The organism is Pseudomonas fluorescens (genome assembly GCF_001648775.1).
GTDB lineage: Bacteria > Pseudomonadota > Gammaproteobacteria > Pseudomonadales > Pseudomonadaceae > Aquipseudomonas > Aquipseudomonas fluorescens_M.
Genome location: NZ_LVEJ01000008.1, coordinates 56,021 through 80,267, shown reverse-complemented (window position 1 = coordinate 80,267; position 24,247 = coordinate 56,021). Strand labels below are relative to the sequence as shown.

General features: G+C 58.5%; 27 protein-coding genes. 11 read left to right on the top strand and 16 right to left on the bottom strand.

Going from position 1 to position 24,247, the window contains the following annotated elements; translation table 11 throughout:
- Positions 1-34 precede the first annotated feature (34 nt).
- Positions 35-682, top strand: a complete 648-nt coding sequence (locus tag A8O26_RS09065) for a YceH family protein (RefSeq protein WP_064117708.1) — start codon at positions 35-37, stop codon at positions 680-682.
- Positions 683-817: 135 nt separating this feature from the next.
- Here the strand turns inward: A8O26_RS09065 and A8O26_RS09060 are convergent, their stop codons facing one another.
- A complete protein-coding gene (locus tag A8O26_RS09060) occupies positions 818-1,336 on the bottom strand; it encodes a cupin domain-containing protein (protein ID WP_064117707.1) in 519 nt (172 codons plus the stop codon).
- Between the two features lie 192 nt (positions 1,337-1,528).
- Positions 1,529-2,347: a shikimate 5-dehydrogenase gene (locus tag A8O26_RS09055; RefSeq protein WP_064117706.1), complete on the bottom strand. Its 819-nt coding sequence runs from the start codon at positions 2,345-2,347 to the stop codon at positions 1,529-1,531.
- A gap of 256 nt (positions 2,348-2,603) precedes the next feature.
- On the opposite strand from A8O26_RS09055, the gene A8O26_RS09050 reads away from it, so the two are divergent.
- The 3 genes from A8O26_RS09050 to A8O26_RS09040 all read left to right on the top strand — a co-directional run bounded on the left by A8O26_RS09050 (position 2,604) and on the right by A8O26_RS09040 (position 3,672).
- Positions 2,604-2,963 carry a hypothetical protein gene (locus A8O26_RS09050; protein ID WP_034154666.1) on the top strand — a complete coding sequence of 120 codons (360 nt, stop codon included), beginning with the start codon at positions 2,604-2,606 and terminating at the stop codon, positions 2,961-2,963.
- 229 nt (positions 2,964-3,192) lie between these two features.
- A complete protein-coding gene (locus tag A8O26_RS09045; RefSeq protein WP_016984641.1) occupies positions 3,193-3,387 on the top strand; it encodes a hypothetical protein in 195 nt (64 codons plus the stop codon).
- A gap of 102 nt (positions 3,388-3,489) precedes the next feature.
- Positions 3,490-3,672: a hypothetical protein gene (locus tag A8O26_RS09040; protein ID WP_064117705.1), complete on the top strand. Its 183-nt coding sequence runs from the start codon at positions 3,490-3,492 to the stop codon at positions 3,670-3,672.
- On the opposite strand, the gene A8O26_RS09035 is transcribed toward A8O26_RS09040, so the two are convergent.
- Both A8O26_RS09035 and A8O26_RS09030 read right to left on the bottom strand, forming a co-directional pair.
- Positions 3,669-4,730, bottom strand: a complete 1,062-nt coding sequence (locus A8O26_RS09035) for an AI-2E family transporter (protein WP_064117704.1) — start codon at positions 4,728-4,730, stop codon at positions 3,669-3,671. The genes A8O26_RS09040 and A8O26_RS09035 overlap by 4 nt on opposite strands.
- 111 nt (positions 4,731-4,841) lie before the next feature.
- The gene (locus A8O26_RS09030) at positions 4,842-5,528 is read right to left on the bottom strand and encodes a cysteine hydrolase family protein (protein WP_064117703.1); all 687 of its coding nucleotides are present in this window, start codon (positions 5,526-5,528) and stop codon (positions 4,842-4,844) included.
- A gap of 188 nt (positions 5,529-5,716) precedes the next feature.
- Between A8O26_RS09030 and trhP the strand changes: the two genes are divergently transcribed.
- A complete protein-coding gene (trhP, locus tag A8O26_RS09025) occupies positions 5,717-7,048 on the top strand; it encodes a prephenate-dependent tRNA uridine(34) hydroxylase TrhP (RefSeq protein ID WP_064117702.1) in 1,332 nt (443 codons plus the stop codon).
- A 225-nt stretch (positions 7,049-7,273) separates the two neighbouring features.
- Here the strand turns inward: trhP and A8O26_RS09020 are convergent, their stop codons facing one another.
- Positions 7,274-8,140, bottom strand: a complete 867-nt coding sequence (locus A8O26_RS09020; RefSeq protein WP_064117701.1) for a LysR family transcriptional regulator — start codon at positions 8,138-8,140, stop codon at positions 7,274-7,276.
- A 101-nt stretch (positions 8,141-8,241) separates the two neighbouring features.
- Here A8O26_RS09020 and A8O26_RS09015 point away from each other — a divergent pair, with 101 nt between their 5' ends.
- On the top strand, positions 8,242-9,138 hold the full coding sequence (locus A8O26_RS09015) for a DMT family transporter (RefSeq protein WP_172828135.1): 897 nt from the start codon (positions 8,242-8,244) through the stop codon (positions 9,136-9,138).
- A 136-nt stretch (positions 9,139-9,274) separates the two neighbouring features.
- Here the strand turns inward: A8O26_RS09015 and A8O26_RS09010 are convergent, their stop codons facing one another.
- Positions 9,275-9,508 (bottom strand): hypothetical protein, encoded by a 234-nt coding sequence (locus A8O26_RS09010; RefSeq protein ID WP_064117699.1) that lies wholly within the window; start codon positions 9,506-9,508, stop codon positions 9,275-9,277.
- Positions 9,509-9,600: 92 nt separating this feature from the next.
- Positions 9,601-10,314: a FadR/GntR family transcriptional regulator gene (locus A8O26_RS09005; protein WP_064117698.1), complete on the bottom strand. Its 714-nt coding sequence runs from the start codon at positions 10,312-10,314 to the stop codon at positions 9,601-9,603.
- Between the two features lie 346 nt (positions 10,315-10,660).
- On the opposite strand from A8O26_RS09005, the gene A8O26_RS08995 reads away from it, so the two are divergent.
- Entirely contained in the window at positions 10,661-12,007 is a 1,347-nt protein-coding gene (locus A8O26_RS08995; RefSeq protein WP_064117696.1) for an MFS transporter, read from the top strand.
- Positions 12,008-12,046: 39 nt separating this feature from the next.
- A complete protein-coding gene (gene gudD / locus A8O26_RS08990) occupies positions 12,047-13,390 on the top strand; it encodes a glucarate dehydratase (RefSeq protein WP_064117695.1) in 1,344 nt (447 codons plus the stop codon).
- Positions 13,391-13,517: 127 nt separating this feature from the next.
- Here gudD and A8O26_RS08985 read toward each other — a convergent pair whose 3' ends face one another.
- Positions 13,518-14,390 carry a LysR family transcriptional regulator gene (locus tag A8O26_RS08985; protein WP_064117694.1) on the bottom strand — a complete coding sequence of 291 codons (873 nt, stop codon included), beginning with the start codon at positions 14,388-14,390 and terminating at the stop codon, positions 13,518-13,520.
- A gap of 160 nt (positions 14,391-14,550) precedes the next feature.
- Here A8O26_RS08985 and ampC point away from each other — a divergent pair, with 160 nt between their 5' ends.
- Positions 14,551-15,717, top strand: coding sequence for a class C beta-lactamase (gene ampC / locus A8O26_RS08980; protein ID WP_064117693.1), 1,167 nt, complete (start codon positions 14,551-14,553; stop codon positions 15,715-15,717).
- Positions 15,718-16,090: 373 nt separating this feature from the next.
- Here the strand turns inward: ampC and A8O26_RS08975 are convergent, their stop codons facing one another.
- Positions 16,091-16,657, bottom strand: coding sequence for a DUF4174 domain-containing protein (locus tag A8O26_RS08975; protein WP_064117692.1), 567 nt, complete (start codon positions 16,655-16,657; stop codon positions 16,091-16,093).
- Between the two features lie 208 nt (positions 16,658-16,865).
- On the opposite strand from A8O26_RS08975, the gene A8O26_RS08970 reads away from it, so the two are divergent.
- Entirely contained in the window at positions 16,866-17,330 is a 465-nt protein-coding gene (locus A8O26_RS08970) for a GNAT family N-acetyltransferase (protein ID WP_064117691.1), read from the top strand.
- A gap of 49 nt (positions 17,331-17,379) precedes the next feature.
- Here A8O26_RS08970 and A8O26_RS08965 read toward each other — a convergent pair whose 3' ends face one another.
- From A8O26_RS08965 to A8O26_RS08955, 3 genes are all read right to left on the bottom strand, one after another.
- A complete protein-coding gene (locus tag A8O26_RS08965; protein ID WP_034154648.1) occupies positions 17,380-18,165 on the bottom strand; it encodes a sulfite exporter TauE/SafE family protein in 786 nt (261 codons plus the stop codon).
- Positions 18,166-18,307: 142 nt separating this feature from the next.
- Entirely contained in the window at positions 18,308-19,522 is a 1,215-nt protein-coding gene (locus tag A8O26_RS08960; RefSeq protein WP_064117690.1) for an MFS transporter, read from the bottom strand.
- 176 nt (positions 19,523-19,698) lie between these two features.
- A complete protein-coding gene (locus tag A8O26_RS08955) occupies positions 19,699-20,448 on the bottom strand; it encodes a hypothetical protein (protein WP_064117689.1) in 750 nt (249 codons plus the stop codon).
- Between the two features lie 277 nt (positions 20,449-20,725).
- Here A8O26_RS08955 and A8O26_RS08950 point away from each other — a divergent pair, with 277 nt between their 5' ends.
- A complete protein-coding gene (locus A8O26_RS08950) occupies positions 20,726-21,874 on the top strand; it encodes an aldose epimerase family protein (RefSeq protein ID WP_064117688.1) in 1,149 nt (382 codons plus the stop codon).
- 138 nt (positions 21,875-22,012) lie between these two features.
- Here the strand turns inward: A8O26_RS08950 and A8O26_RS08945 are convergent, their stop codons facing one another.
- From A8O26_RS08945 to A8O26_RS08930, 4 genes are all read right to left on the bottom strand, one after another.
- Entirely contained in the window at positions 22,013-22,408 is a 396-nt protein-coding gene (locus A8O26_RS08945; protein ID WP_064117687.1) for a hypothetical protein, read from the bottom strand.
- An 80-nt stretch (positions 22,409-22,488) separates the two neighbouring features.
- The gene (locus A8O26_RS08940; protein ID WP_064117686.1) at positions 22,489-22,752 is read right to left on the bottom strand and encodes a PAAR domain-containing protein; all 264 of its coding nucleotides are present in this window, start codon (positions 22,750-22,752) and stop codon (positions 22,489-22,491) included.
- A 134-nt stretch (positions 22,753-22,886) separates the two neighbouring features.
- Positions 22,887-23,318 (bottom strand): DUF4265 domain-containing protein, encoded by a 432-nt coding sequence (locus tag A8O26_RS08935; RefSeq protein ID WP_064117685.1) that lies wholly within the window; start codon positions 23,316-23,318, stop codon positions 22,887-22,889.
- Positions 23,319-23,620: 302 nt separating this feature from the next.
- Positions 23,621-24,235, bottom strand: coding sequence for an Imm43 family immunity protein (locus A8O26_RS08930; protein ID WP_064117684.1), 615 nt, complete (start codon positions 24,233-24,235; stop codon positions 23,621-23,623).
- Positions 24,236-24,247: the final 12 nt, after the last annotated feature.

Sequence of the window (24,247 nt, the reverse complement as noted above, 5' to 3'; positions counted from 1 at the left end):
GGCTAGGCGCCTTCGACTGCAAAGGGAACGCGCGATGACCACTGAACCAGAATCCACCTTCGACGAGCCACGGCTCAATGCCACGGAAATCCGCATTCTGGGCGCGTTGATCGAGAAACAGGCGACCAGCCCGGAAACCTATCCGCTGACCCTCAATGCGCTGGTATTGGCCTGCAATCAGAAAACCAGCCGCGAACCGGTGATGAACCTCACCCAAGGTCAGGTCGGTCAGAGTTTGCGGGCGCTGGAAGGTCGTGGTTTCGCCAAACTGGTCATGGGCAGTCGCGCCGATCGCTGGGAGCACAAGGTCGACAAGGCACTGGAACTGGTGCCGGCGCAGGTGATTCTCAGCGGTTTGATGTTTCTGCGCGGCCCGCAGACCGTCAATGAGTTGCTGACCCGCAGCGGGCGCATGCATGATTTCGAAGACGCCGAACAAGTGGTGCATCAGCTTGAGCGTTTGATTGCGCGGGGGTTGGCGGTGTTGATTCCACGTCAGGCCGGGCAGCGCGAAGATCGTTACACCCATGCGCTGGGTGATCCGGCGGATATCGAGGCGATCATGACGGCGCGGCAGAATCCGCAGGAGCGCGGTGCCAGCAGTGGCGTTTCGGTTGAGCGTATCGAAGAGCTGGAAGCGCGGATTGCTGCGCTGGAAGAGCGTCTGGCCCGCCTCGAATAACCCCCACAAATACATTGTGGGAGCGAGCTTGCTCGCGAATGCGGTGTGTCATTCAACGATGATGTAACTGACACGGCCTATTCGCGAGCAAGCTCGCTCCCACAGGGGTTATTCATCAGGTTTCAGGTCTTGGGGTTATTCACCATCCCAGTAATCCACGCCATCCGCCTGCCGTGCCACGGCGACAAAACCTGAGGCATTACCCTCGGCATCAACCGTGAAGTTATCCATCACCGCATATTTGTTCGAATCCGGGTATTCGCAAATTTCCGGCTGCTGCTGGGTACTCACCGCCAGATAACGCAACTCCTGCCGGCTGGTATTGATGATCTGATGTGCCTTCTCCGGCCCGCCCGGCGGGCAAGCGATCACGTCGCCTTCGCGGATCGGGAACCGCTCGGCACCGAGACGCACCTCGCCCTCCCCGGCCACCACGTAAAACATCTCTTCATTGACCCGATGACTGTGAAACGGGCTGCCGCGCATGCCTGGCGGAAGCGCGTACAGGCGATAACCGAGTTTTTGCGAGCCCAGTCGCTGGCCGACGCGGGCCATGCGCTGCTGATAACGCCCGGCGGTTTCGCCTTCCGGGGCCAGGGCTTCGGGTAGGGATTCGAGTTCGACCTGATGCAGGTTGAGGATGGGTGGGTGCATGGTGGGCCTCGGTCACGGTTTTTGTGGTGGGCAAGTCTGTGCTTGCTGGGGAGGCAGTATAGGCATTGATGCCTGGCGTGAAACCGCGTCGCTTCCTTCGCGAGCAGGCTCGCTCCCACAGGGGAACGCATTCCAATGTGGGAGCGAGCTTGCTCGCGAAGGGGCCCGCCAGATCAACACAAAGCCAAAGAATCAGCTGCGGGCAAACGCCACCGCCGCCGCAAACTGCGCCTCATCCGGCCGCACGCCGGTGTACAGCACAAACTGCTCCAGCGCCTGGATCGCGATGACCTCCAGCCCGGTAATAACCTTTTTCCCCTCAGCCCGACCGCGCACGATCAACGGCGTCTCCGACGGAATCGCCACCACGTCAAAAACGGTATCAGCGGCTTTGATGACGTCAGACTCGAAAGCCAGTTGCCCGGCCTCCAGACCACCGTCCATGCCCACCGGCGTCACGTTGATCAGCATCTGCGGGCGCTCATCCCCCAGCTCAGCCTGCCAGCGATAACCCAGCGAATCTGCCAGCGCACGCCCGGCGCGCTCGTTGCGGGCAACGATCAAACCGTTTTTGTAGCCACCATCACGCAAGGCACTGGCCACCGCTTTGGCCATGCCGCCGCTGCCACGCAGGGCGAAGGTCGTGTCCTTGGGCACCGCGTGGGTTTTCAGCAACTGCTCGATGGCAATGTAATCGGTGTTGTAGGCCTTGAGATGGCCGTTGGTATTGACGATGGTGTTGATCGACTGGATCGCCGCCGCCGACGCGTCCAGCTCATCGACCAGCGCAATGCAGGCTTCCTTGAACGGCATCGACACGCCGCAACCACGGATGCCCAAAGCACGAATCCCGCCGACTGCGCCGGTCAGGTCTTTACTGCTGAATGCCTTGTAATAGAAATTCAGGCCCAACTGCTCATACAAATGGTTATGAAAACGCAGACCGAAATTCCCCGGGCGCCCTGACAGGGACATGCACAGTTGGGTGTCTTTGTTTGGGTTCATCTGCATGAAACTTCTCCTTCAAACGCACTTTCGGATAGACGGGATTAGCCAGCCCATCGGGTTCTGAACGATCATAGAGGCCTGTTTTAAACGTGTTCTGTGGCCCTTGCCCGGCCCGGTAAAGAAGCCGGTACAGACCTTACACAAAATTTACCCAGCGGCTGTGCTGATTTTCAGAATTTCGCTGTCTTAGAAGTATCCCCGCGACAACTGTGGGCCTGGTGCAGGCCCTGCCGCCGGGTCGAAGAACCGAGGATTTATCATGATTCGTAAACTCCCTATCGTGGCCCTGCTGATCGGTGCTTTTGCTGTCGCAGGGCAAGCAGAAGCCCACGGCGGCAATTACTGGCAAGGCCCAGCGGTGTTTGGCGCGATCGTCGGCTCGGCCATCATCGGCTCGGCGCTTATCAATCAGGATCGCCCGGTGTATGTGCAGCAAGCGCCGGTGTATGCCGCCCCGCCGCCCCCGGTGTATGTGCAGCAGCCACCGCCACCGGTCTACTACCAGCCGGCGCCGGTGTATGTGCAACAACCGGTCTACGTGCAACCGGCTCCGGTTTATTACGGCCCGCCGCGTGGCTACTACGGTCGCCCGCACTATTACGGTGGTCCACGCTGGTAACCGAAAAACAGAGCCCCGCTTTATAGCGGGGCTTTTTTATGACCGTTGGTCGGCCAACGTCTGAAAAAATCTCGCCAAGGTCGCTGTCGGGACAGTTTCAGCGGCTAAAGTCGGCATGATTGATTGACCGTTACTTACATTTGCACAAAACGGTCATTTATTTGTCATGACGGAACCGCAATCTGAATCCGTCCGTAAACAACAGGTTGATAACAACAAGGACGACGGTATGCCAACACAAAACCCGCACCGCATTGTCGGCCTGTGCACCTCCAGCAAGGTGTACAGCGCGCTGACCGAACTCAAGCACCTGGAAGGTCACCGCTGCGCGAAATTCCTTTCGCTGCTGGCGGAAAACCTCGTGCACAAAGGTTTGCTCAACGAGCGCGAAGTCATGCACATGCTCGATCAAGTGGTCGATTGAGCCCGCCCTCAACGGCGTCAATGACCACTATCGAAAGCGTTGATTGTCCGTAGAAGCGGCGAATCTCTAAGGTAGCTCCATTGATAGATGGAGGTACCCGTCATGGCTCAGGTTCAAATCATGTCCGTTATCGGCAGCGCCGTTCCCGCTTCGCTCAGAGCGTCGGGCCTGCTCGCCTGCTGGTACCTGATGCGCGATGGCGAGCCCATCAGCGGCCCGCTCACCTCGCTGCCCGCTGCGCAGGCACTCTCGCAAAAAATGGTCAGCGAGCCGTTTAACGCTTAAGGCAGTTGCACCTTGGGCTTGGTTTCGGCGAACAGTGCCCAACTCGACATGAACAACGCCGCGATCAATGGCCCGATCACAAAGCCATTCAGGCCGAATACCGCAAGACCGCCAAGGGTTGAGATCAGAATCATGTAATCGGGCATTTTGGTATCCTTGCCCACCAGAATCGGCCGCAATACGTTGTCCACCAAACCGATCACAAATACCCCGAACAACCCCAGCACCACGCCCTGCCAGACCATTCCGCTGAGCAGAAAATAAGCCGCCACCGGCGCCCAGACGATCCCCGCGCCGACCGCTGGCAACAGCGACAGAAACGCCATCAATACCGCCCACAGCAACGCGCTGGGAATATCGAGAAACCAGAAAATTGCCCCGCCCAACGCGCCCTGCGTCACCGCGACCACCAGATTGCCCTTCACCGTCGCCCGCACCACGCGGTTGAACTTCAGTTGCAGGCGCCGTTTGTGATGTTCTTCCAGCGGCACGGCATTGCGCACCTTGCGCGCCAGTTCGGCCCCGTCGCGCAGAAAGAAAAACAGCAAATACAGCATGATGAAAAAACTCACCACGAATTCGAACGTGCCCTGGCCGAAACTGAAGGCCTGACTGGCCAGCACCTGGCTGCCCTGCATCGCCGCCTTGACGATTTTCTCGCGCAGGCCATTGAGTTCGCCCATGCCGAAGCGATCGAGCAAGTGCTGAAAGTACGGCGGCAGGCTGTGCTTGAATTGCGCCAGATACGCGGCGATGTCCAACTCGCCGCTTTCGATGTTTTTGTAGACGGTCGCGCCTTCCTGCACCAGCAGCACACTGAGGATGATCACCGGCAGAATCGCGATCACCAGGCAGATCGCCAAGGTGCACAGGGAGGTCAGGTTGCGCTGCCAGCCGAATTTCGCCTGCAGCCGGCGTTGCATCGGCGCAAACACAATGCCGAGAATCACCGCCCAGAACACCGCGCCGTAGAACGGCAAGAGGATCCAGATAAACGCCACCGTGACCAGCAACAGCAGCACGGTGAGGGATTTGAATTGAAGGCTTTTTTCGTTCATGTCCGATCCATGTCAGTCAGGCGTCGTGCACGCCCCGATGCTTAGTCAACCGGGGCCTGCACGAGTGCCATCTTTATTCATGGAGCATAGTTGCGGATCAGCACGAGCCGGTCAGCGAACCGGCAGTTTGACGATCTCGGCGGTGCTCAGCACATCGCCGAAGGTGTCCTCGACTTCCGCCAGTGCGGCTTTATGCAGAGCATCCTTGTCGATCGACGCACCATTGGCTCGGGTGATCGCACGGGTGGCCGAGGCATCCGAGGCAACGATGACGTTAAAACCCAGTGGCGCTGCGTCCCGCGCGGCCCCGGCGACGCACGCGTGGGTCATCAGGCCCGCAACAATCACCGTCTCGATGCCGGACTGTTTCAGCCGTTCGTTCAGATCAGTACTGCCGAACACGCTGACCGTGGTTTTTTGCAGCACCACATCCTGGGCACGTGGCTGCATGTCCGGGTGAAACTTCACGGTGTCACCATCAATGGCAAACACCGGCGAACCGGCCGGGGCGATATGTTGAACGTGGTACACGGGGATCTTGTGGCTGTCGGCAAAGGTGATCAGTTTACGGGTGTTGGCCAGGGCCTCAGCACCGTCCGGGATCGGCATCTTGCCGGTGAAGTATTCGTTCTGGAAATCGATCACCAACAAGACGGACTTGCCGGCCGGCAACTGGTTGATCGGCGTGGCACCGGACATCGCGCGAAGTGTCGGATGGTTGTCGGCCAGTGCGCCGGTGCTGGCCAATACACCGGAAAATGCACAAGCACTGAGGAAACGACGGGTAAAACGCTGCATGCAGAGAGCCTCTGTTCAGTGGAGTGAGGAACCAAGCTTAAGCAGGCGCCTGACCGTCGAACACAGTGAAACCGACACATGATCTGTGCTGTTTCTGCACAAACAGAAACAGCCGAAACGTAGATCCAGATCAATGCGCCCCGCCCGCATCCGCTCTACCCTGCCGCGCTTTTACGACCGACACCGCCATGATCCCGACCCTCGCCGCCCCCGAACTGCTCGCCCCCGCCGGCACCCTGAAGAACATGCGTTACGCCTTCGCCTACGGCGCCGATGCGGTTTATGCCGGCCAGCCGCGCTACAGCCTGCGCGTGCGCAACAACGAGTTCGATCACGCCAACCTGGCACTGGGCATTCGTGAGGCGCAGGCGCAGGGCAAGCGCTTCTACGTGGTGGTCAACATCGCCCCGCACAACGCCAAGCTGAAGACCTTCCTCAAGGATCTGGCGCCGGTGATCGAAATGGCGCCGGATGCACTGATCATGTCCGACCCGGGCCTGATCATGCTGGTGCGCCGGCATTTCCCGCAGATGCCGATTCACCTCTCGGTGCAGGCCAACACGGTGAACTGGGCGAGTGTCGAGTTCTGGCAGCAGCAGGGTTTGAGCCGGATCATCCTGTCGCGGGAATTGTCGCTGGAGGAAATCGGCGAAATCCGCGAACAGGTGCCGGGCATGGAGCTGGAAGTGTTCGTCCACGGAGCTTTGTGTATGGCCTATTCCGGGCGCTGCCTGCTGTCGGGTTACATGAACAAACGCGATGCCAATCAGGGCACCTGCACCAACGCTTGCCGCTGGAAATACTCGGCGCAAGCGGCCACGGAAAATCAGCTCGGCGAGATCGTCCAGACCTTCCCGCCCGAGCCGACCCTGGGTCTGGGCGCGCCCACCGATCAGGTGTTCCTGCTACGGGAAGCCAATCGTCCCGACGAGTTGATGCCGGCGTTCGAGGACGAACACGGCACCTACATCATGAACGCCAAGGACTTGCGTGCGGTGCAACACGTCGAGCGCCTGACGCGCATGGGCGTGCATTCACTGAAAATCGAAGGCCGGACCAAATCGCATTTTTACTGCGCGCGCACCACCCAGGTGTATCGCCGGGCGATTGATGATGCGGTGGCCGGGCGCGAGTTTGATCGCAGCCTGATGACGGATCTGGAGTCACTGGCGCAGCGCGGCTACACCGAAGGCTTTCTGCGTCGGCATGTGCATGACGAGTACCAGAACTATCAGCATGGCAGTTCGGTGTCGGAGCGTCAGCAGTTTGTGGGTGAGTTGACTGGCGAGCGGCGTGGGCTGCTGGCTGAGGTCAAGGTGAAGAACCGTTTTGGTCTTGGCGATCATCTGGAATTGATGACGCCCGAGGGCAATTTTCATTTTGATCTGCGTGAATTGCAGAGCCTTAAGGGTGAGGCGATCGAGGTGGCGCCGGGGGATGGGCATACGGTTTATGTGCCGATTCCGGAGGGGGTGGATTTGCGGTTTGGGTTGTTGATGCGGGATTTGCGTGACGCCTGAGAATGCCCTCACCCTAGCCCTCTCCCAGAGGGAGAGGGGACTGATTGGGGGATGTTGGAGAGGTTCACCGACCTGAAAATTCGCCGGTGAATCCACAATGATCAAGAAAGTCAGACTTGGCCGAATCCATAATCGACTCGATTGTTCAGGTCGGCGTATAGCGCATGACAACTCGGTCAGCTCCCTCTCCCTCCGGGAGAGGGCTGGGGTGAGGGTCCGCGTTTCCTACACACTAAACTCCTCCCGCAACATCGCCACAAACGCCTCCCGCGCCGGATGCACCCCGGCGTTTTCATGCCAGTAAAACAAGTTGTCGACAGCGGTCAGTTCGGGAAACTCATAGCCCACACACCCCGCCCCTTTCGCGTACTGCTCAAACACGCCCTTGGGCACCAGCGCCACCCCTGCCCCGGCACTCACACAACCGACAATCGCCCCGTAACTGGCGAGGCTGACAATCGGCAACGCCAGCCCCTGACGCAACAGCCAATGCTCCAGCGCAGCCCGATACGGGCAACCCTGCGGCCACATGAACACGGTTTTGTCCTGCAGATCTTCGATGCCGCGTACCGGCCCGAATGACGTCGAGGCGATCAACAACAACTCTTCGCGATACATCGGCGTGCGCCTGAGCTGCGAGCGTTCGACATCCACCGCGACAATCGCGCCATCCAGGCGATGGCTGACGGTGTCGTCGAGCAACTGCCCCCAAGTGCCGGTGGTGAGTTCCAGCGCCACCTGCGGATAGCGCTTGTGAAATTTCGCCAGCAAGCGCGGCAAACGCCCGGTCGCCGACGATTCGATCGCGCCGATGCGCAGTGGCCCGGACGGCTCGGCCGAGGGATCCACCGCGCGTTTTGCTTCAGCGGTCAGCGCGAGAATCTTTTGCGCGTAGGCGAGAAAAGTCTGCCCCGCCGGGCTGATCCGTAACCCGCGGCCCTCACGCAGAAACAGCGCAACGCCCAGCTCCGCCTCCAGCGCCTTGATGCGCGCGGTGATGTTCGACGGCACGCAGAACAGCTTTTGCGCCGCCCGGGCGATGCTGCCCTCGTCAGCGACGGTCTTGAACATACGGATTTGTGCCAGCTCCATACCCATCACTCTGAGTGAACATTCAGCGCAGTATAAGTCAGTTGTGGCGAATGATTGGCCGCCCGGATACTCGGCGCATCAACAGCACCGAGCGCCTGATCATGCCGCACCCTTCCCCGTTGAAAATCCTTTTGGCGATGGCCTTCGTCGTCGCTTGCTGGGCGTATTCGCCCACCGGCATTCACATCGGATTGCAAGCCTACGACCCCGGGCACCTGGCCTTGCTGCGGTTTCTCTTGGCGTCGTTGTTCATGGCACTCATTGCCGCGTTCAAAGGCATTCGCTTGCCGCATCTGCACGATGTGCCGTTGTTGTTTGCCTTGGGTTTCTTCGCCGTCAGCCTGCACCACGTCGCGCTGAACATCGGCCAGCAAAGTGTCAGCGCCGGGGCTTCCAGTGTATTGGCGCAATCGAGCCCGCTGTTCAGCACATTGCTGGCGCGGTTCGTGTTCAAGGATCAGGTCAGTGCCTGGCGCTGGGGTTGTGTGCTGCTCGGTTTTGTCGGCGTGGTGATCGTGGTCAGCGGCGATAAGGGCCTGGGCGATATTGATGCGCATGCCCTGCTGATCCTGCTGGCGGCGGTGTCATGGAGCATCTACTTCGCGCTGCAAAAACATCATGCGCGGCGCTACGACGGTTTCAGCCTGGCGTGTTACGCGGTGTGGTCGGGGACGGTGTTGCTGCTGATTTATTTGCCAGGCCTGGCACACGCCGTGATGAATGCGCCGCTGCGGGTGCAGTGGGCGGTGTTGGCATTGGGCGTGTTTCCCAGTGCGCTGGCCTATCTGGCGTGGGGCTTTGTGCTCAAGCATGTGGATCTGAGTCGGGCGACGATGACGCTGTATCTGATTCCGCCAACGGCGATGGGGATTGCTTCGGTCGGGCTGGCGGAGCGGCCGACGCTGCTGGTGCTGGTGGGGTCGGTGGTGGTGGTGATCAGTGTGTTGGCGTTGAATCTGGAGCGGCGAGTTGGTGGGGTTCGGGCCGTTGGGGTTTGATCTGAAATCTGTTTTGAAGCGAATGCCGTCTTCGCGAGCAAGCTCGCTCCCACATGGATTCAGGTAAGGCACAGATCCAATGTGGGAGCGAGCTTGCTCGCGAAGAGGCCGGCAAATTCAACACAAAAACCAAAGCTCAGCGCCGATCATCCGACAACGGCGTCGGCTCATCCGCCGGCGGCACATCCTCATCATCCGCTGCCGGATCCTTCCAGTCTTCGGGCCGGTCAGCATCGCTCAACGGATCACGCCCTGGGGGCATTCCCATCGGTGAATCATGATCGGCCAGCGTCGGCTCATCGGTGCCGGGCATCGGCCGGGTTGGGTCGGTGGGCAGCACGCCACCCTGAAACAGCAAATCATTAGCCATGACACACCTCACCAAGGAGGTCCGGAATACCCGGGCCGTACAGCTTGGAATCAGGCCCACAGGCGGCGTGCTATCGAACAGACCAACGGCCATCAACCCCGGGCGGAAAAACGGTCGCGACTGTTGGTCAGGTGCAGCCACATCGCTGCGCGGGCGGCATCCGCATCCTGACGTTTGATCGCATTCAGAATCGCCTCATGTTCCAGATGGGCCAGTTGGCCAAGCTTGCTCAGATCCGCCGCGCCACGCTCGACGGCATTGAGCCGGTGACGCGGAATCATCGCACTGCCCAGGTGCTGCATGATTTCGCTGAAACAGACGTTGCCGGTGGCCTCGGCGATCAGCAGATGAAAGCGCCGATCCGCTTCGACGCAACTGTCGTTGTTGTCCAGCAGACGTTGATAGTCATCCAGCGCCTGACGCATTTGCAGCAATTGCTGCTCGGTGCGCCGTTGCGCCGCCAGCGCCGCCGCTTGCGTTTCCAGGCCCAGACGCAATTCAAGAATGCTGCGCACACCGAGCGCGGTATCGACATTCAGGCGCAAGCCCTGCTCCGCTGCACGCTCGATGACGAACGTGCCGATGCCGTGGCGCGTCTCGACCAGCCCCGAAGCCTGCAATTTGGAAATCGCCTCGCGCACCACGGTACGGCTGACGCCGTGCTCCTGAACGATGGAATTCTCCGACGGCAGCTTGTCGCCGGGTGACAACTGACCGAGCAGGATGCTTTGCGTGAGCTTCTCCACCAGATCATGGGCGAGATTGTGCGCACGTTTGCGAGCGGGGGCGTCGAGGTCTTCTTGCATGGTCGATTCCGGTGATCGGGGCTTGTGGATCGTAGCATCCTGCGGGGATGACGAGATTGATTTTAGCGCCACCAACTTGTATGACAACACTCAAATAAAGCCAAATACGCTTAGGCTTTGCTGTCAATCAGAGCTGTGTTGCCGCCAAGAAAGATCGCGCCTGGAACTCTGGAAAACCCCAACAAACATTGGCCACCAACATGAAAAAGCATAAGAAAGCGCCCCTCCAGAGGAAAATAATCAACCACACCCACTTGTAGGACAAAAAATCTCAGTTGTATGATGTCTATCAACAATGCAGCACCTGCCCTACCCCGCATAACAATAATCAGTGGGAGAAAACCAAGTGAAAACCTCCGTCTCCGGGATCAACGAGGGCGTCGACTCGACACTCGCGTCAGCCATCTCGAAAGTCAAACGCCACGTCCTGCCGCTCTTCGTGATCATGTTCATCGTCAATTACATTGACCGGGTGAACATCGGTTTCGTCCGCACCCACATGGAACATGACCTGGGCATTGGTGCCGCCGCTTACGGCTTCGGCGCCGGCCTGTTCTTCATCGGTTACGCGCTGTTCGAAGTACCTTCCAACATGCTCTTGCAGAAAGTCGGCGCGCGCATCTGGCTGACCCGCATCATGCTCACCTGGGGTCTGGTCGCCGCCGGCATGGCGTTCATCCAGAACGAAACCCACTTCTACGTGTTGCGCTTTTTGCTCGGCGTGGCCGAGGCCGGGTTCTTTCCCGGGGTGATTTACTACTTCACTCGTTGGCTGCCCGGCGTCGAGCGCGGCAAGGCGATTGCGATCTTCCTCAGCGGCTCGGCCGTGGCTTCGTTGATCTCCGGCCCGCTGTCCGGCCTGCTCCTGCAGATCAACGGGCTGGGCATGCACGGCTGGCAGTGGATGTACTTCATTGAAGGGATGTTCTCGGTGGGCCTGTGCGTGTTTGTCTGGTTCTGGCTCGACGCCAAACCCCACGACGCAAAATGGCTGACCCGCGCCGAACAGGACGCACTGGTCAACGCCATCGATGATGAACAGAAGGCCCGTGAAGCGGCGACGCCGATCCGGCCATCGATGGGCAAATTGCTCAAGGATCGCCAGATCATCCTGTTTTGCCTGATCTACTTTTTCATTCAATTGACCATCTACGCCGCGACCTTCTGGCTGCCGAGCATCATCAAGAAAATGGGTGAGATGAGCGACGTCCAGGTCGGTCTGTTCAACTCGATTCCGTGGTTGCTGTCGATCATCGGCATGTACGCCTTCGCCTCGTTCTCGGCCAAGTGGAAACACCAGCAGGCGTGGGTTGCCACGGCACTGTTGATCGCCGCCGCGGGAATGTTCATGTCCACTACCGGTGGGCCGATCTTCGCCTTCGTTGCGATCTGTTTTGCCGCGCTGGGTTTCAAATCCGCCTCGTCGCTGTTCTGGCCGATTCCGCAGGCGTATCTGGATGCCCGTATCGCTGCGGCGGTGATCGCGTTGATCAACTCGGTCGGCAACCTTGGCGGCTTCGTCGCGCCGACCACGTTCGGCCTGCTCGAAGAACACACCGGCTCGATTCAGGGCGGCCTCTATGGCCTGGCCGCGACCTCGATCATTGCCGCGATCATCGTCTTCTTCGCGCGCACCACACCGAAACCTGCTGCTGACATTGCCGTCGCCGATGCCGCGCCAAAGCACGCTTGACTTTCACTTTTAAAGAATGCGCCTTAAAAGGATAAAAACATGACCGCACACGACACCGCCAAAGCCCCGATCATCACCGACATGCAAGTCATCCCGGTGGCTGGCCACGACGGCATGCTGCTCAATCTGAGTGGCGCCCACGGGCCATTTTTCACCCGCAACATCGTCATCCTCAAGGACAACGCCGGCCACACCGGCGTCGGTGAAGTGCCCGGTGGCGAGCGCATTCGCCAGACCCTGGAAGATGCGCGCAGCCTGGTGATCGGCAGCCCGATCGGCACCTGGCAGAAGATCCTCAATCAAGTGCGTCAGACCTTTGCCGACCGCGATGCCGGCGGCCGTGGCCTGCAGACTTTTGACCTGCGCATCACCATCCACGCAGTCACCGGCCTCGAAGCCGCCCTGCTCGATCTGCTCGGTCAGCATCTCGATGTGCCGGTGGCGGCGCTGCTTGGCGAAGGTCAGCAACGTGATCAAGTGAAGATGCTGGGTTATCTGTTCTACGTTGGTGATCAGCGCGAAACCGACCTCGCCTATCGCAGCGAACCGGACGCCGACAACGACTGGTTCCGCGTGCGGCACGAGAAGGCCATGACTGCCGAGGCCGTGGTGCGTCTCGCCGAAGCAGCCCATGCCAAATACGGTTTCAAGGACTTCAAACTCAAGGGCGGCGTGCTCAGCGGTGATGCGGAAATCGAAGCGGTGACCGCACTGGCCGAACGCTTCCCTGACGCACGAATCACCCTCGATCCGAACGGCGCCTGGTCACTGAAAGAAGCCATTCGCCTGTGCCGCGACCAGCATCAAGTGCTCGCCTACGCGGAAGATCCCTGCGGTGCGGAAAACGGTTATTCCGGTCGTGAAGTCATGGCCGAATTTCGCCGCGCCACCGGGCTGAAAACCGCCACCAACATGATCGCCACTGACTGGCGCGAGATGGGCCATGCGATCCAGTTGCAGTCGGTGGACATCCCGCTGGCCGACCCGCACTTCTGGACGATGCAGGGTTCGGTGCGCGTGGCGCAGATGTGCCATGAATGGGGCCTGACCTGGGGCTCGCATTCCAACAATCACTTCGATATCTCGCTGGCGATGTTCACTCATGTCGCCGCTGCCGCACCGGGCGAGATCACCGCCATCGACACCCACTGGATCTGGCAGGACGGCCAGCGTTTGACCAAGGCGCCGCTGCAAATCGTCGACGGTCTTGTGCAGGTTCCGAAAAAACCGGGGCTGGGTGTCGAGTTGGATATGGATCAGGTGGCCAAGGCCCACGAACTGTATAAAGGCATGGGCCTCGGCGCGCGGGATGACAGCGTGGCGATGCAGTTTTTGATTCCGGGGTGGACGTTCGATAACAAGCGGCCGTGTCTGGTGCGCTGAACCTGATCTCCAATCCACCACTGCCCCCTGTGGGAGCAAGCTTGCTCGCGAATGCGGTGTGTCATAAACAGTAATGTTGACTGACCTGCCCCTTTCGCGAGCAAGCTCGCTCCCACAGGGTTTTACGCTAGACGGAAGCCTGTAACAGCCACTCCTTGAAGGCTGTCATCGCCGCCGTTTCCGGGCGTGACTGCAACCGCGTCAACCAGTAACTCCCCGTCGTGATCTCGATCGCAAACGGCTGGCAAATCGCATCCGCCGCCAGTTGCCGGGCGAACATCAGCGGCGGCGCCAGCGCCACCCCGCTGCCCTGCAACGCCGCTTCCATCATCGCCAGCGACGAATCAAACACAATACTTTGCGGCGGCGCTGCATGAGTTGCCAATCCGGCGGCCTGAAACCACTGCGGCCATTCATCGGTGCGATAAGAGCGCAGCAGGGTTTGCTGCAGCAAATCCCCCGGCGAATGCAGCTGCCGGGCAATTTCCGGAACGCACAACACCGACAGCGGCGCATCGAGCAAACGCGTCGCCTCAATGCCATGCCACGCCCCCGCGCCAAAACGGATTGCGTAATCCAGCCCTTCTGCCGCCACATCCACGCGGTTGTTGTGGGTCGACAGTCGCAAATCTATGAGCGGATGTTTCGTCCGGAAGTCCGCCAGCCTCGGCAACAGCCAACCCACGGCGAAGGTGCCGACCGCGCCGACGGTCAACATTTCGCGATACTGCCCACCGGCAAGGCGTTCGAGAATCTGCGCGATGTGATCAAAGGATGTGCTCAACACTGGCAGCAAGGTTTCGCCCTCGCTGGTCAGCATCAGCCCACGGGGCAGGCGCTTGAACAGGGTGACGTTGAGTTGCGCCTCAAGGCTTTTGACCTGATGGCTGACCGCCGCTTGCGTGACACACAGTTCCACAGCCGCGCGGGTGAAGCTCAAATGGCGCGCGGAGGCTTCAAAGGCACGCAGTGCGTTGAGCGGCAATTGCGGTCGAATCATGCCCAGTCCCAAATTTTTCTAATGGCTCATGCGAGTTTTCATCGTTTGCCGATTGGCGCCGCGCTGACTAGATTGGCGGCGCTGATCAGTCGCCCAACGAAGAAATCGCCCGCAGTGTAGCGGGATAACATCATCAACACTCATGGAGAGTGGTTCATTCATGTCTTCCATTCAATCGAGCAAAGTCATTTCCTGCGCCGCTTTCGGCCTGTTTTTTGGCGCTACGGCCTGCCTCGCCGCCGCACCCGACGCTGCGCAGCTGCAAGCATTGGTCAACGACGCGGTAACCCCGCTGATGCAGCAGCAGAACATTCCCGGCCTGAGTGTGGCACTGACCATCAACGGTCAGCCGCATTACTTTAACTACGGCGTCGCCAATCAGGACACCGGGCAAAAAGTCAGCGAGAACACCCTGTTCGAAATCGGCTCGGTGAGCAAAACCTTCACCGCCACCCTCGCCGGTTACGCCCAGGCCACCGGCAAACTGGACCTGTCGACCAAGGCCAGTCAGCTCTGGCCAGAATTGAAAGGCAGCGCCTTCGACAACATCAGCGTGGTGCAACTGGGCACTTACAGCGCCGGTGGTTTGCCGCTGCAATTCCCGGCGCAATGGGATTCGTCTGACAAGATGCTCGGCTATTTCCAACAGTGGAAACCGGTGTATCCGGCGGGCAGCCATCGCCAGTATTCCAACCCGAGTCTGGGTTTGTTCGGTTATCTGGCGGCGAAAAGCCTCGGCCAGCCGTTTGATCAGGCGATGACGCAAACCCTGCTGCCGAAATTCGGCCTCTCGCACACCTACCTCAGCGTTCCCGCCGCACAAATGGGCCTGTATGCGCAGGGCTATGACAAGGAGGGCAAACCGGTCCGCGTTACGCCCGGCGCCCTCGATGCGCAGGCCTACGGGGTGAAAACCAGCGCCGTGGACATGCTGCGTTACGTGCAGGCCAATCTGAAACCACAAACACTTGAAGCGTCCCTGCAAAAAACCATCGCCAACACCCACACCGGCTACTACACGGTCGGCGATATGACCCAAGGTCTGGGTTGGGAAATGTACCGCTACCCCATCAGCCTTGATCGCTTGCTGGCGGGCAACTCGACGGAAATGGCCATGCAGGCGCACAAGGTGCAGTGGCTGAATCCGCCGCAACCGCAGCCGCATGACGTGCTGATCAACAAGACTGGCTCTACCGGTGGTTTTGGCACTTACGTGGCGTTTGTGCCGAGCAAGGACATTGGCATCGTGATCATGGCCAACAAGAACTTCCCGATTCCTGAGCGGGTGAAGATTGCGCACAAAATCCTCAGTGCTGTCGCCGATTAAAAGTGCATCGAAACACTTTGGGCGCGGGAGCTTGCTCCCGCTGGGTCGCAAAGCAGCTTCAATCCCGCACACGGTGATTTGACTGACCCACCGCGTGCGGGCGATTTGGGACTGCTACGCAGTCCAGCGCGAGCAAGCTCCCTCGCCACAGGGGGGTCGTGTCAGGCAATGAAAATGGGCGACCTTGCGAGGTCGCCCATTTTCGTTTCAGCCGTTAGGAATGGTGCAGTCGATGCCGGTAATGGGTATGTATCGAGCCATGATAGAACCTCCCTGTTCAATATTGAGTGGCGGCTTGCGGCGAAATAAAAAAAGGGACGAGAGATTCAATCTTCTCGCCCTTTTTACGTGAAATCGCCTCTATAGCAGTCCATCAATCATCCGGCATTTCCGGCGGCTTGGCCGGTTTCGCCGGTTTGCTCGGCTTGGCGCCCTTCGCGCCTTTTGCGGCCGGTTCGGTGGCTGCCGGTGTCGTTGCCACGGACGGTGGTGCGATGTCCTTTTCAGTGGCGGGCAATGCATCGATGGTGTCGAAAATCTTCTTCAAGTCCACCGCCTTCGCTTCATCCCCCGACGCCGAAAGCTTGGTCTCGCCGTCCTTGCCCACCAAGAACAATTTCGGATACGCCCCGGCGCCCAGCTTCAGCGAGCGCAGCAGCGCCATGGTGTCTTGCTGGCCCATGTCCTTGCCGTCTAGCTGGCCGGACATGTTGAGGATGGTGTAGACCTTGATGTTGCGGTCGGTGACGCCCTTTTTGTTGGCGGGATCCTCCAGCGACTTTTTCAGCGCTACCCACACGGGGTCGACGGTGCTTTGTGCGATCACGATCAACGGTCGGGTGCGGCCCATATCCCCGGCGATGGGCGAATCGTTGTCAGCGGCGAACAAGGGGCCGGCAATCGCCAGCAAGAGTGTCAGGGTCAGTGACCTGATGAGCATGCGCATCTCCTTTTGATATCCACGCTCTAATGATTGCGCATCGTGGCGATTGTTCCGGGCTGACCCGGCAAATATCTGTCGCCTAGTCAGAAGCTTAGGACAGGCGCGACATTGCGCAACATATCCGAGGTGATCGCAACGCGGATTTGATTACCTTTTATGACCGCATTAGGGTGGCAGTTCTGCCCATGAAATGGAGTTCACCCGCATGCACATCGATTACCTGTGCGATCACCCCGAATTCATTGAAGAACTGGCCACACTCAACTTCAAGGAGTGGGGCGAATTTCGTCCCGGGCAAACCGTCGAACACCGCATCGAACACATGCGTGAATCTTGTGGCAAAGGTGCCGTGCCCAGCGTGGTGGTGGCGCTCGACGGTGCACGTTTGCTGGGCGGTGCGCTGCTGATCGCAAACGATCTGAAGCTGCGACCGAACCTGACACCATGGTTGGCCGGGGTTTATGTGAAGGCTGAGGAACGTGGGCGCGGGATTGCTTCGCAACTGGTCAATCGCGTGGTTGAAGAAGCGGCGGCGCTCGGTGTGCCTGAGTTGTATCTGTACACCGACACATCGCAGTCGCTGTATGCGCGACTGGGTTGGGAAGTGGTTGAGGATCTGGTGTACGACGACTTGCCGGTGACGGTGATGAAATACGTCATTCAGCACTGACCTATGTGGCGAGGGAGCTTGCTCCCTCGCCACAGGGTCCAGCCCCGGTTCAGAACGCCAGTTTGTAGCCGATCAGCACCAACATCGTCGCCAGGCACGGGCGCAGGACTTCATCGGAGATGCGCCCGGTCAGGTGGCTGCCGAGCCAGATGCCCGGCAACGAACCCACCAGCAAAAAGCCCAACACGCCCCAATCCATATTGCCCATGCTCGCGTGGCCGAGGCCTGCGACCAGCGTCAGCGGCACGGCGTGAGCGATTTCCGTGCCGACCAGACGGCGGGTAGGCAGCAGCGGATAGAGGATGAACAGCGCGACAGTGCCCAGGGCGCCAGCACCGATCGAGGTCAGCGCGACCATGGTGCCGAGGATCAGACCGGTGATCACGGTCATCACGTTCAGCCGCGAACCGCTCGGGTTGTAGTTGCCACCCGCGCGTTTGTGGGCGAAGTCGAGCAAGCGTTTCTTGAAGAAGATCGCCAGCGCCGTGGCGAACAGGACGAAGCCCAGCGCCTGTTTGATGATGGCGTTCATCGCGTCTGGCGCGGTGTGCAGGGTGCTGAGGAACCACAGGGTCATGGCCACCGCCGGCACGCTGCCGAGGGTCAGCCAACCGGTGATGGCCCAGTCGATGTTCTTGTTTTTGCGATGAACGAGGACGCCGCTGGATTTGGTAATGGCGGCATACAAGAGGTCAGTGCCCACCGCCGTTGCCGGGTTGATGCCGAACCACAGCAGGATTGGCGTCATCAACGAACCACCGCCGACACCGGTCATGCCGACGATAAACCCCACCACCAGCCCGGCAATCACCAGGCCGAAATTTGCCAATTCCATTAAACCGTCCAGAAAAACGACAGGAAAAATCTGGCCCGCAGCATAGCGATTTTTCTTATAACCACATATATCGATGCGGTCTATCGTTATGCCATATCGAAATCACCACAATTATCCCCTGTGGGAGCGGTGGTTTCCAGAGTTAATGCACCCGCCGACCCGGTTTGAAGCTGTGGGTTCTGTTGATCCACACCGTGGCCAGCGCGATCAGCGACAGAATCAGCAGTGCCCACGGAAACGACATCGCCCCGGCCCGATCCAGCAACAGGCCACCAAACAACCCGCCCCCGGCAATCGCTACGTTCCACGAGGTTGTGAGCATCGCCTGTACCACATCGACATGCTCACCGGCCGAGTCCGCCGCCGAGGTCAGCAGCAACGTTGCCGAGCCGCCAAACGACAAGCCCCACACCGCCATGCAGGCATAAATGATCAGCGGCGACGGCGCAGCCAGCGCCAACACCAGTGCAGTCAACGCAAATACCGCAAGGCTGATCAACGTCAGCCAGCGCAACCAGCGATCCACCAGCATGCCGATGATCCAGATCCCCACCAGCGAACACAGGCCAAACACCAACAAAACCAGGTCGACCCGGTCGGCGAGCCCGGCCTGCATCAGAAACGGCGCGATGTAGGTGTAGAGAATGTTGTGTCCGAGCATCCACGTCAGCACCACGAACAACACCGGTCGCACGCCCGGTAGACGCATCGACTCGAGCAGCGGCAGACGCTCGGCACTGGCCTGCCCCGGACGATCCGGCACCGCAATGACAATCCACGCGGCCAACACCAGGGCCAGCGCCGACATGATCCCGAACGACGCACGCCAGCCGATCAGGTTGCCCAGCCACGTTCCCGCCGGTGTGCCCAACGACAGCGCCACCGGGGTGCCAAGCATGGCAATCGCCAGCGCCCGCCCCTGTTGATGCACTGGCACGATGCCGCGCGCATAACCGGCCATGATCCCCCACGACAGCCCCGCCGCCATCCCGGCGAGGAAGCGCGAAGCCAGGGTCAAACCGTAATGACTGGAGAACGTGGTGACGGTGTTGAATATCAGAAACCCGCCGACCGTCATCAGCAACACCCGCCGTCGCGGCCAGCCGCGCGTGGCGACGGTCAGCGGAATCGCCGCAACAATCGAACCCAGCGCGTACAGCGTCACCAATTGCCCGGCGAGCACTTCGCTGACGTTGAGGCCGGCACCGATTTGCGGCAGCAGCCCGGCGGGCAGGGTTTCGGTGAGGATGGCGATGAAACCGGTCATGGCAAACGCCAGCAACGCGGCATAAGGCAGTTTGTCCGCACGGGCGGTGCGGTCGACGCGCCTGAAATCGGCGCTGGCGGGGTCGGTCATGACGGGTGCGGCTCCATTTTGATCAATAGCGGTGAAGGATTGTATACAAAAAACGCTTTCGCTATTGATTCAATGTGGGAGCGAGCCTGCTCGCGAATGCGGTCTTTCAGGCGTGGAAGTGTTGACTGATCCACCGCTTTCGCGAGCAGGCTCACTCCCACATTGATGCTCTGCACTCATTGCACCGGCAAGAAATTCAAAAACAACAAACTCTGCGCGTAGTTGAGGCCGATCCGCCGATAACGCTCATCAAGCATCTGCGTGATCAGGTCCAGTCGCGCAACGATTTTGCCGAACTCGGTGGCGAAGCTCAGGTTGCTGCCCTCCTCCGAGATCTCATTGGAAAACAGCAGCGGCTGGCCTTCCTTGTTCTGTCGCTGGGACAAAATCCACGTGGCTTTTTCGATATTGCGTGCAGCGTTGTGAACGAACGTCGGGTTGATCGCGTCCGTCATATAGAACTCGGTGCGATTGCCGTGGGCGGTGACCAGCATGCTGCCGATGGCATAGATGAACGCGCCGACGCGATCGCCGCGAAACTCCGGACTCATCGCATAGCTGAGCGCCGCCAAATCCTTGCGACCGCCCAGCACCGGCAGCGGCTGTTGCTGCTCGACGGCCATCCGCACCTGTTTCACCGCAGCATGGATGTTGAGAAACCCTGACTTGCGCAGCTCATCCGGGTTGCGCAGGTACAGCTTGGCTTGCAAGCGGTAAAGACTGCTGAGGTTGTCGCGCATCGCCAGCGTGGCCATGCGGTCGACGCTGGTCTGCAGGAACTCCTGCGGCTTCCCTTCACGCATCTGGTTGAAGAAGCCGTTGCCGTCCTGGTGACTGCAACCGCTGAGCAGCAGCGACGACAAACACGCCAGCAACAGGCACGGGCGGCGGAAAAAAGCAGCGATCAGGGCAAAAACTCTCGGCATGAAATCTCGAACGGGCACATTCCTGTGCGGCGGGAGTCACCGCATCCTGGCCATGGATAGAGCCGCCGATTGCGAAAAAGTGCAGTGGTGCAACCAATCGACCGACCTTCGGGCCTTCGACCCGAGCAATTTAGTCTGGCTTTATTGTTGAAATAAACGATTCATCAGCTATAAATTTTCTCTTGAAGATCATTTAGTCTGACTACTTGATTGATCGGTGATTTATTTTGCCGATGGAACGTCACGCTGAAAACAACAACAAAAAGGAACGTCAACCATGCTTCAATCCCGTCACCTGCTCTCCGGCCTCGGACTGTCCCTGATGATCGCCACCCTCTCCGCCAACGCGGCCGGCCTCAGCGCCGAACACAAAGCCTTCGGTAAAACCAATGACGGCACGCCCGTCGAGCAATACATCCTGCGCAATAGCCACGGCATGCAAGCCACCGTCATCACCTACGGCGCGACCCTGCAATCGCTGAAAGTCGCCGACAAGCACGGCAAGTTCGACGACGTCGTGCTCGGCTTCGATGATGTGCAGGGCTACCAGAAAGGCACCGCCTACTTCGGCGCGACCATCGGCCGTTTTGGCAATCGCCTCGCCGAAGGTGCGTTCGAACTCGACGGCAAGCGCTATCAAGTGCCGCAGAACGACAAAACCAACGCACTGCACGGCGGCACTCTAGGCTTCGACAAAAAAGTCTGGAAGGCACAGGAAACCAAGGACAAGGACTCTGTCGGCGTGACCCTGACCTATCTGTCGGCGGACGGCGAAATGGGCTTTCCCGGCAACCTCACCACCGAAGTGACCTATCGCCTCACCGACAACAACGAACTGCGCATCGACTACAAGGCCAGCACCGACAAACCGACCGTGCTCAACCTGACCAACCACAGCTACTTCAACCTCGCCGGCGCCGGCAATGGCGACATTCTCAAACAGGTCGCCACCCTGCACGCCAGCCATTACACCCCGGTCACCGCCAAACTGATCCCGACCGGCGAACTGGCGCCCGTGGCCGGCACGCCGATGGACTTCACCAAACCGACCGCGATCGGCACGCACATCGAGGCTGATCATCCACAGTTGAAATTTGCCGAGCCGAAACAGGGTGGGTTTGATTTCAACTGGGCGCTGGATACCAAGGGTGATATCGGCAAAGTTGCGACTGAGGTGAGCGATCCGCAATCCGGTCGCGTGCTGCAGTTGTTCACCACGGAACCGGGTGTGCAGTTCTATACCAGCAACTTCCTCGACGGCACGGTCAAGGGCAAGGGTGGCAAGGTGTATCCGCACTGGGGCGCGTTTACCCTGGAGACTCAGCATTATCCGGATTCGCCGAATCAGCCGAACTTCCCGAGCACTCGGCTTGATCCGGGGCAGACTTACAGCCACAGCGTGGTGTTGAAGTTCTCCGCGAAATAACCTCCAACGTTGATCGTTCCCACGCTCCGAGTGGGCATGCAGCCCGGGACGCTCCGCGTCCCTTCGCGAACTGGAACGCGGAGCGTCCCTTGAGGCATTCCTTTGCTGCGCTTGGGAACGATCAAATCACCAAGGAGATTACAGACCCACACGCTCCAATCCCTGGCGCATGCCTTGATCCGCCTGCTCGCACCACTGCTTGAGCGTCAGACTCGGCGGCAGATTGGCCTCCAGGGTTTTGTATTGACCATCGTCCAATACCTCACCCTTGCGACCATGGGCCTCGTTCTTATCGCCGTCGCTCTTGTCCATCTGCCCTGGAATACCAGCAACAAACGCCACCATTTTATTGGCGTTCACTGTGCTTTCAGCTTTCAGGAAACCTTTGTCGACGCAATGGTTAATCAGCCCGGACATGTTGCGCCCAGTGTCGTACATTCCTTTCAACGTAGCGGCGTCCGGTCCTTCTGCGTGAGCAACATTGACGGTGCCGAGAGTGGCGGTCAGTGCGAGGATCAAAGCGGTGTTCTTCATGTTTATTCCTTTAATGGATGAAGCCAGGTTGTTTACTTGCAGTATTCATGAGGGCGAACGAAGAGCTCACCCCCGCGGATTCAACTGACCACCGCTCCTTTCGGGCCACTGGCAATCAGCGCGGCCCCGCAAGCGGTTTTCATGCCGTCCAGCGCGATGGGCGTGCCATCGACGGTGTAGGTGCTGCTGCCTTCGGCAATCGGAAAAATGCCTTTGCACAACGGGCAGCTGACCTTGTGACCGACCCCGGCGATGGGCTTGCCGTTGAGGTCGGTCTGGGAGAAGGCTTCAAGGACTTTGCCACCGTGAGTGGTGGAGTCGCCCAAGTGAATGGCGTCTTTCATGTTGTCATTCCTTTGACCAAGCCGTTGCCAGGCGAAGTTGATCCACGCGATCAGTCAAGCGTGAAACCCCTCGCAATCCGGTTTCAATGTTTCTTACTCAACCATCCAGACATCTTCATAGCCTGCTGTATCACCTATTGGCGAAGCAGGCCGTATTCATAATCCAACCACCCGTTTTCCTCTCCCTTACTCAGGTATTCGATCACTTCATCAAGAGAAACGCTCACGGGAATATTTACGGAAAAGAATTTTTCACTCATTCCTTCCCAGGTGCATCCCATAACGACCAGTTTCTCCAGGACGTTCGAAATATGAGGCTCCCCTGCATCAAAAAAGATAATTCGAATAGTGCTGTTTCCACTGCTTGTGATCACCCTTTTAAAGTAACGCTCACCGTCGGCCCCCGCTTTAGTCAGAATTTCGTCATCGAGACAAGCACCCTTGGAATAGAACGGTATGTTTTTCACGGTGAATGATCCGGAGACCAATGACTCTGCCCAAACACTCTCGCTTGAGACGGGGGGATAGTCATCCGTGACGGTTAATCTAAAAAAAACCTTTTCCATTTCAGATCCTTAAGGTTCTTATTGGGACAGATCACGTTTAATTAGTTATCAAACGTGATCTGTCTCCGCGGGGTTCTTAATTGAAAGTGATCTCGAGCAGATGGCTGCTGGATATGCTCACGAGCAAGCTCCTTATCCGGCGTTCACCTTATTATCGGGACAGAATACGTTTATTAGTTTTCAAGACGTGATCTATCCCTGAGGACCTCCTTAATTGACAGCATCTCAAGCAGATGGCTGGCTAAATACTGAGAGTTCGACTTTTTCTTGGATCGCTGCGTCTGGTGTATATACTGCCTCCATCAAATCGGCTTGACAGCCGACCAGATCACACTTTCCAGAGGAGTGAAATCTATTCCTTTAAGTCCTGTCGCACGCGCTTTAAAAGCGCTAGAACAAATCAACGTATTGCTTCCAGAAATCAACCCTTTAAACTTAAAAAGATCGTACTCAAAAGACTCAGACAGGATCAACTTCTTGAACCTGAAAATCAATCCATCCTCCTCAACAAATGTAGAACCCGGGTCTGTATCGGACCGAGCATCATACTCTTTAAAAAGAACCGCATTATATTGTTTGGAGGATATGGACTTTCCACTCGTCGACATTACCTGAACAGGCACATTATCAGCAATCTCAACATGAAGATTTTTGCAAAGAGACAAAAAATCATCACTAACTATATAAAAACGCGAAACACTGCGAATATCGAAGTCATAAAATTTGTCTTTTGATATCAGCACCATACCTTCTGGATAGGGAGTGTGAACTTTGTAATTAATCTTCTCCGCATACCAAGAAAAAAAGCCAAATTCCACCCCCTTAGTACTTGGATAAAACTTATCGTATAAATCCGCACGTAAGAGGTCAACTGGACAGCCAGACTCTTCCTTTTGAGAAAGCACGTAATACTCCATAACTACTCCTTT

Coding starts and splice junctions, on each gene's coding strand:
- A8O26_RS09045 (WP_016984641.1), top strand. CDS start 3,193: ATGCCAACACAAAACCCGCACCGCATTGTCGGCCTGTGCACCTCCAGC.
- A8O26_RS08955 (WP_064117689.1), bottom strand. CDS start 20,448: ATGCCGAGAGTTTTTGCCCTGATCGCTGCTTTTTTCCGCCGCCCGTGC.
- A8O26_RS08935 (WP_064117685.1), bottom strand. CDS start 23,318: ATGGAAAAGGTTTTTTTTAGATTAACCGTCACGGATGACTATCCCCCC.
- A8O26_RS09050 (WP_034154666.1), top strand. CDS start 2,604: ATGATTCGTAAACTCCCTATCGTGGCCCTGCTGATCGGTGCTTTTGCT.
- A8O26_RS08960 (WP_064117690.1), bottom strand. CDS start 19,522: ATGACCGACCCCGCCAGCGCCGATTTCAGGCGCGTCGACCGCACCGCC.
- A8O26_RS08975 (WP_064117692.1), bottom strand. CDS start 16,657: ATGCTCATCAGGTCACTGACCCTGACACTCTTGCTGGCGATTGCCGGC.
- A8O26_RS09065 (WP_064117708.1), top strand. CDS start 35: ATGACCACTGAACCAGAATCCACCTTCGACGAGCCACGGCTCAATGCC.
- A8O26_RS08970 (WP_064117691.1), top strand. CDS start 16,866: ATGCACATCGATTACCTGTGCGATCACCCCGAATTCATTGAAGAACTG.
- A8O26_RS09035 (WP_064117704.1), bottom strand. CDS start 4,730: ATGAACGAAAAAAGCCTTCAATTCAAATCCCTCACCGTGCTGCTGTTG.
- trhP (WP_064117702.1), top strand. CDS start 5,717: ATGATCCCGACCCTCGCCGCCCCCGAACTGCTCGCCCCCGCCGGCACC.
- A8O26_RS09040 (WP_064117705.1), top strand. CDS start 3,490: ATGGCTCAGGTTCAAATCATGTCCGTTATCGGCAGCGCCGTTCCCGCT.
- A8O26_RS09010 (WP_064117699.1), bottom strand. CDS start 9,508: ATGGCTAATGATTTGCTGTTTCAGGGTGGCGTGCTGCCCACCGACCCA.
- A8O26_RS09060 (WP_064117707.1), bottom strand. CDS start 1,336: ATGCACCCACCCATCCTCAACCTGCATCAGGTCGAACTCGAATCCCTA.
- A8O26_RS09005 (WP_064117698.1), bottom strand. CDS start 10,314: ATGCAAGAAGACCTCGACGCCCCCGCTCGCAAACGTGCGCACAATCTC.
- A8O26_RS09020 (WP_064117701.1), bottom strand. CDS start 8,140: ATGGAGCTGGCACAAATCCGTATGTTCAAGACCGTCGCTGACGAGGGC.
- A8O26_RS08950 (WP_064117688.1), top strand. CDS start 20,726: ATGCTTCAATCCCGTCACCTGCTCTCCGGCCTCGGACTGTCCCTGATG.
- A8O26_RS08945 (WP_064117687.1), bottom strand. CDS start 22,408: ATGAAGAACACCGCTTTGATCCTCGCACTGACCGCCACTCTCGGCACC.
- gudD (WP_064117695.1), top strand. CDS start 12,047: ATGACCGCACACGACACCGCCAAAGCCCCGATCATCACCGACATGCAA.
- A8O26_RS08965 (WP_034154648.1), bottom strand. CDS start 18,165: ATGGAATTGGCAAATTTCGGCCTGGTGATTGCCGGGCTGGTGGTGGGG.
- A8O26_RS08930 (WP_064117684.1), bottom strand. CDS start 24,235: ATGGAGTATTACGTGCTTTCTCAAAAGGAAGAGTCTGGCTGTCCAGTT.
- A8O26_RS09015 (WP_172828135.1), top strand. CDS start 8,242: ATGCCGCACCCTTCCCCGTTGAAAATCCTTTTGGCGATGGCCTTCGTC.
- ampC (WP_064117693.1), top strand. CDS start 14,551: ATGTCTTCCATTCAATCGAGCAAAGTCATTTCCTGCGCCGCTTTCGGC.
- A8O26_RS08985 (WP_064117694.1), bottom strand. CDS start 14,390: ATGATTCGACCGCAATTGCCGCTCAACGCACTGCGTGCCTTTGAAGCC.
- A8O26_RS09030 (WP_064117703.1), bottom strand. CDS start 5,528: ATGCAGCGTTTTACCCGTCGTTTCCTCAGTGCTTGTGCATTTTCCGGT.
- A8O26_RS08940 (WP_064117686.1), bottom strand. CDS start 22,752: ATGAAAGACGCCATTCACTTGGGCGACTCCACCACTCACGGTGGCAAA.
- A8O26_RS09055 (WP_064117706.1), bottom strand. CDS start 2,347: ATGCAGATGAACCCAAACAAAGACACCCAACTGTGCATGTCCCTGTCA.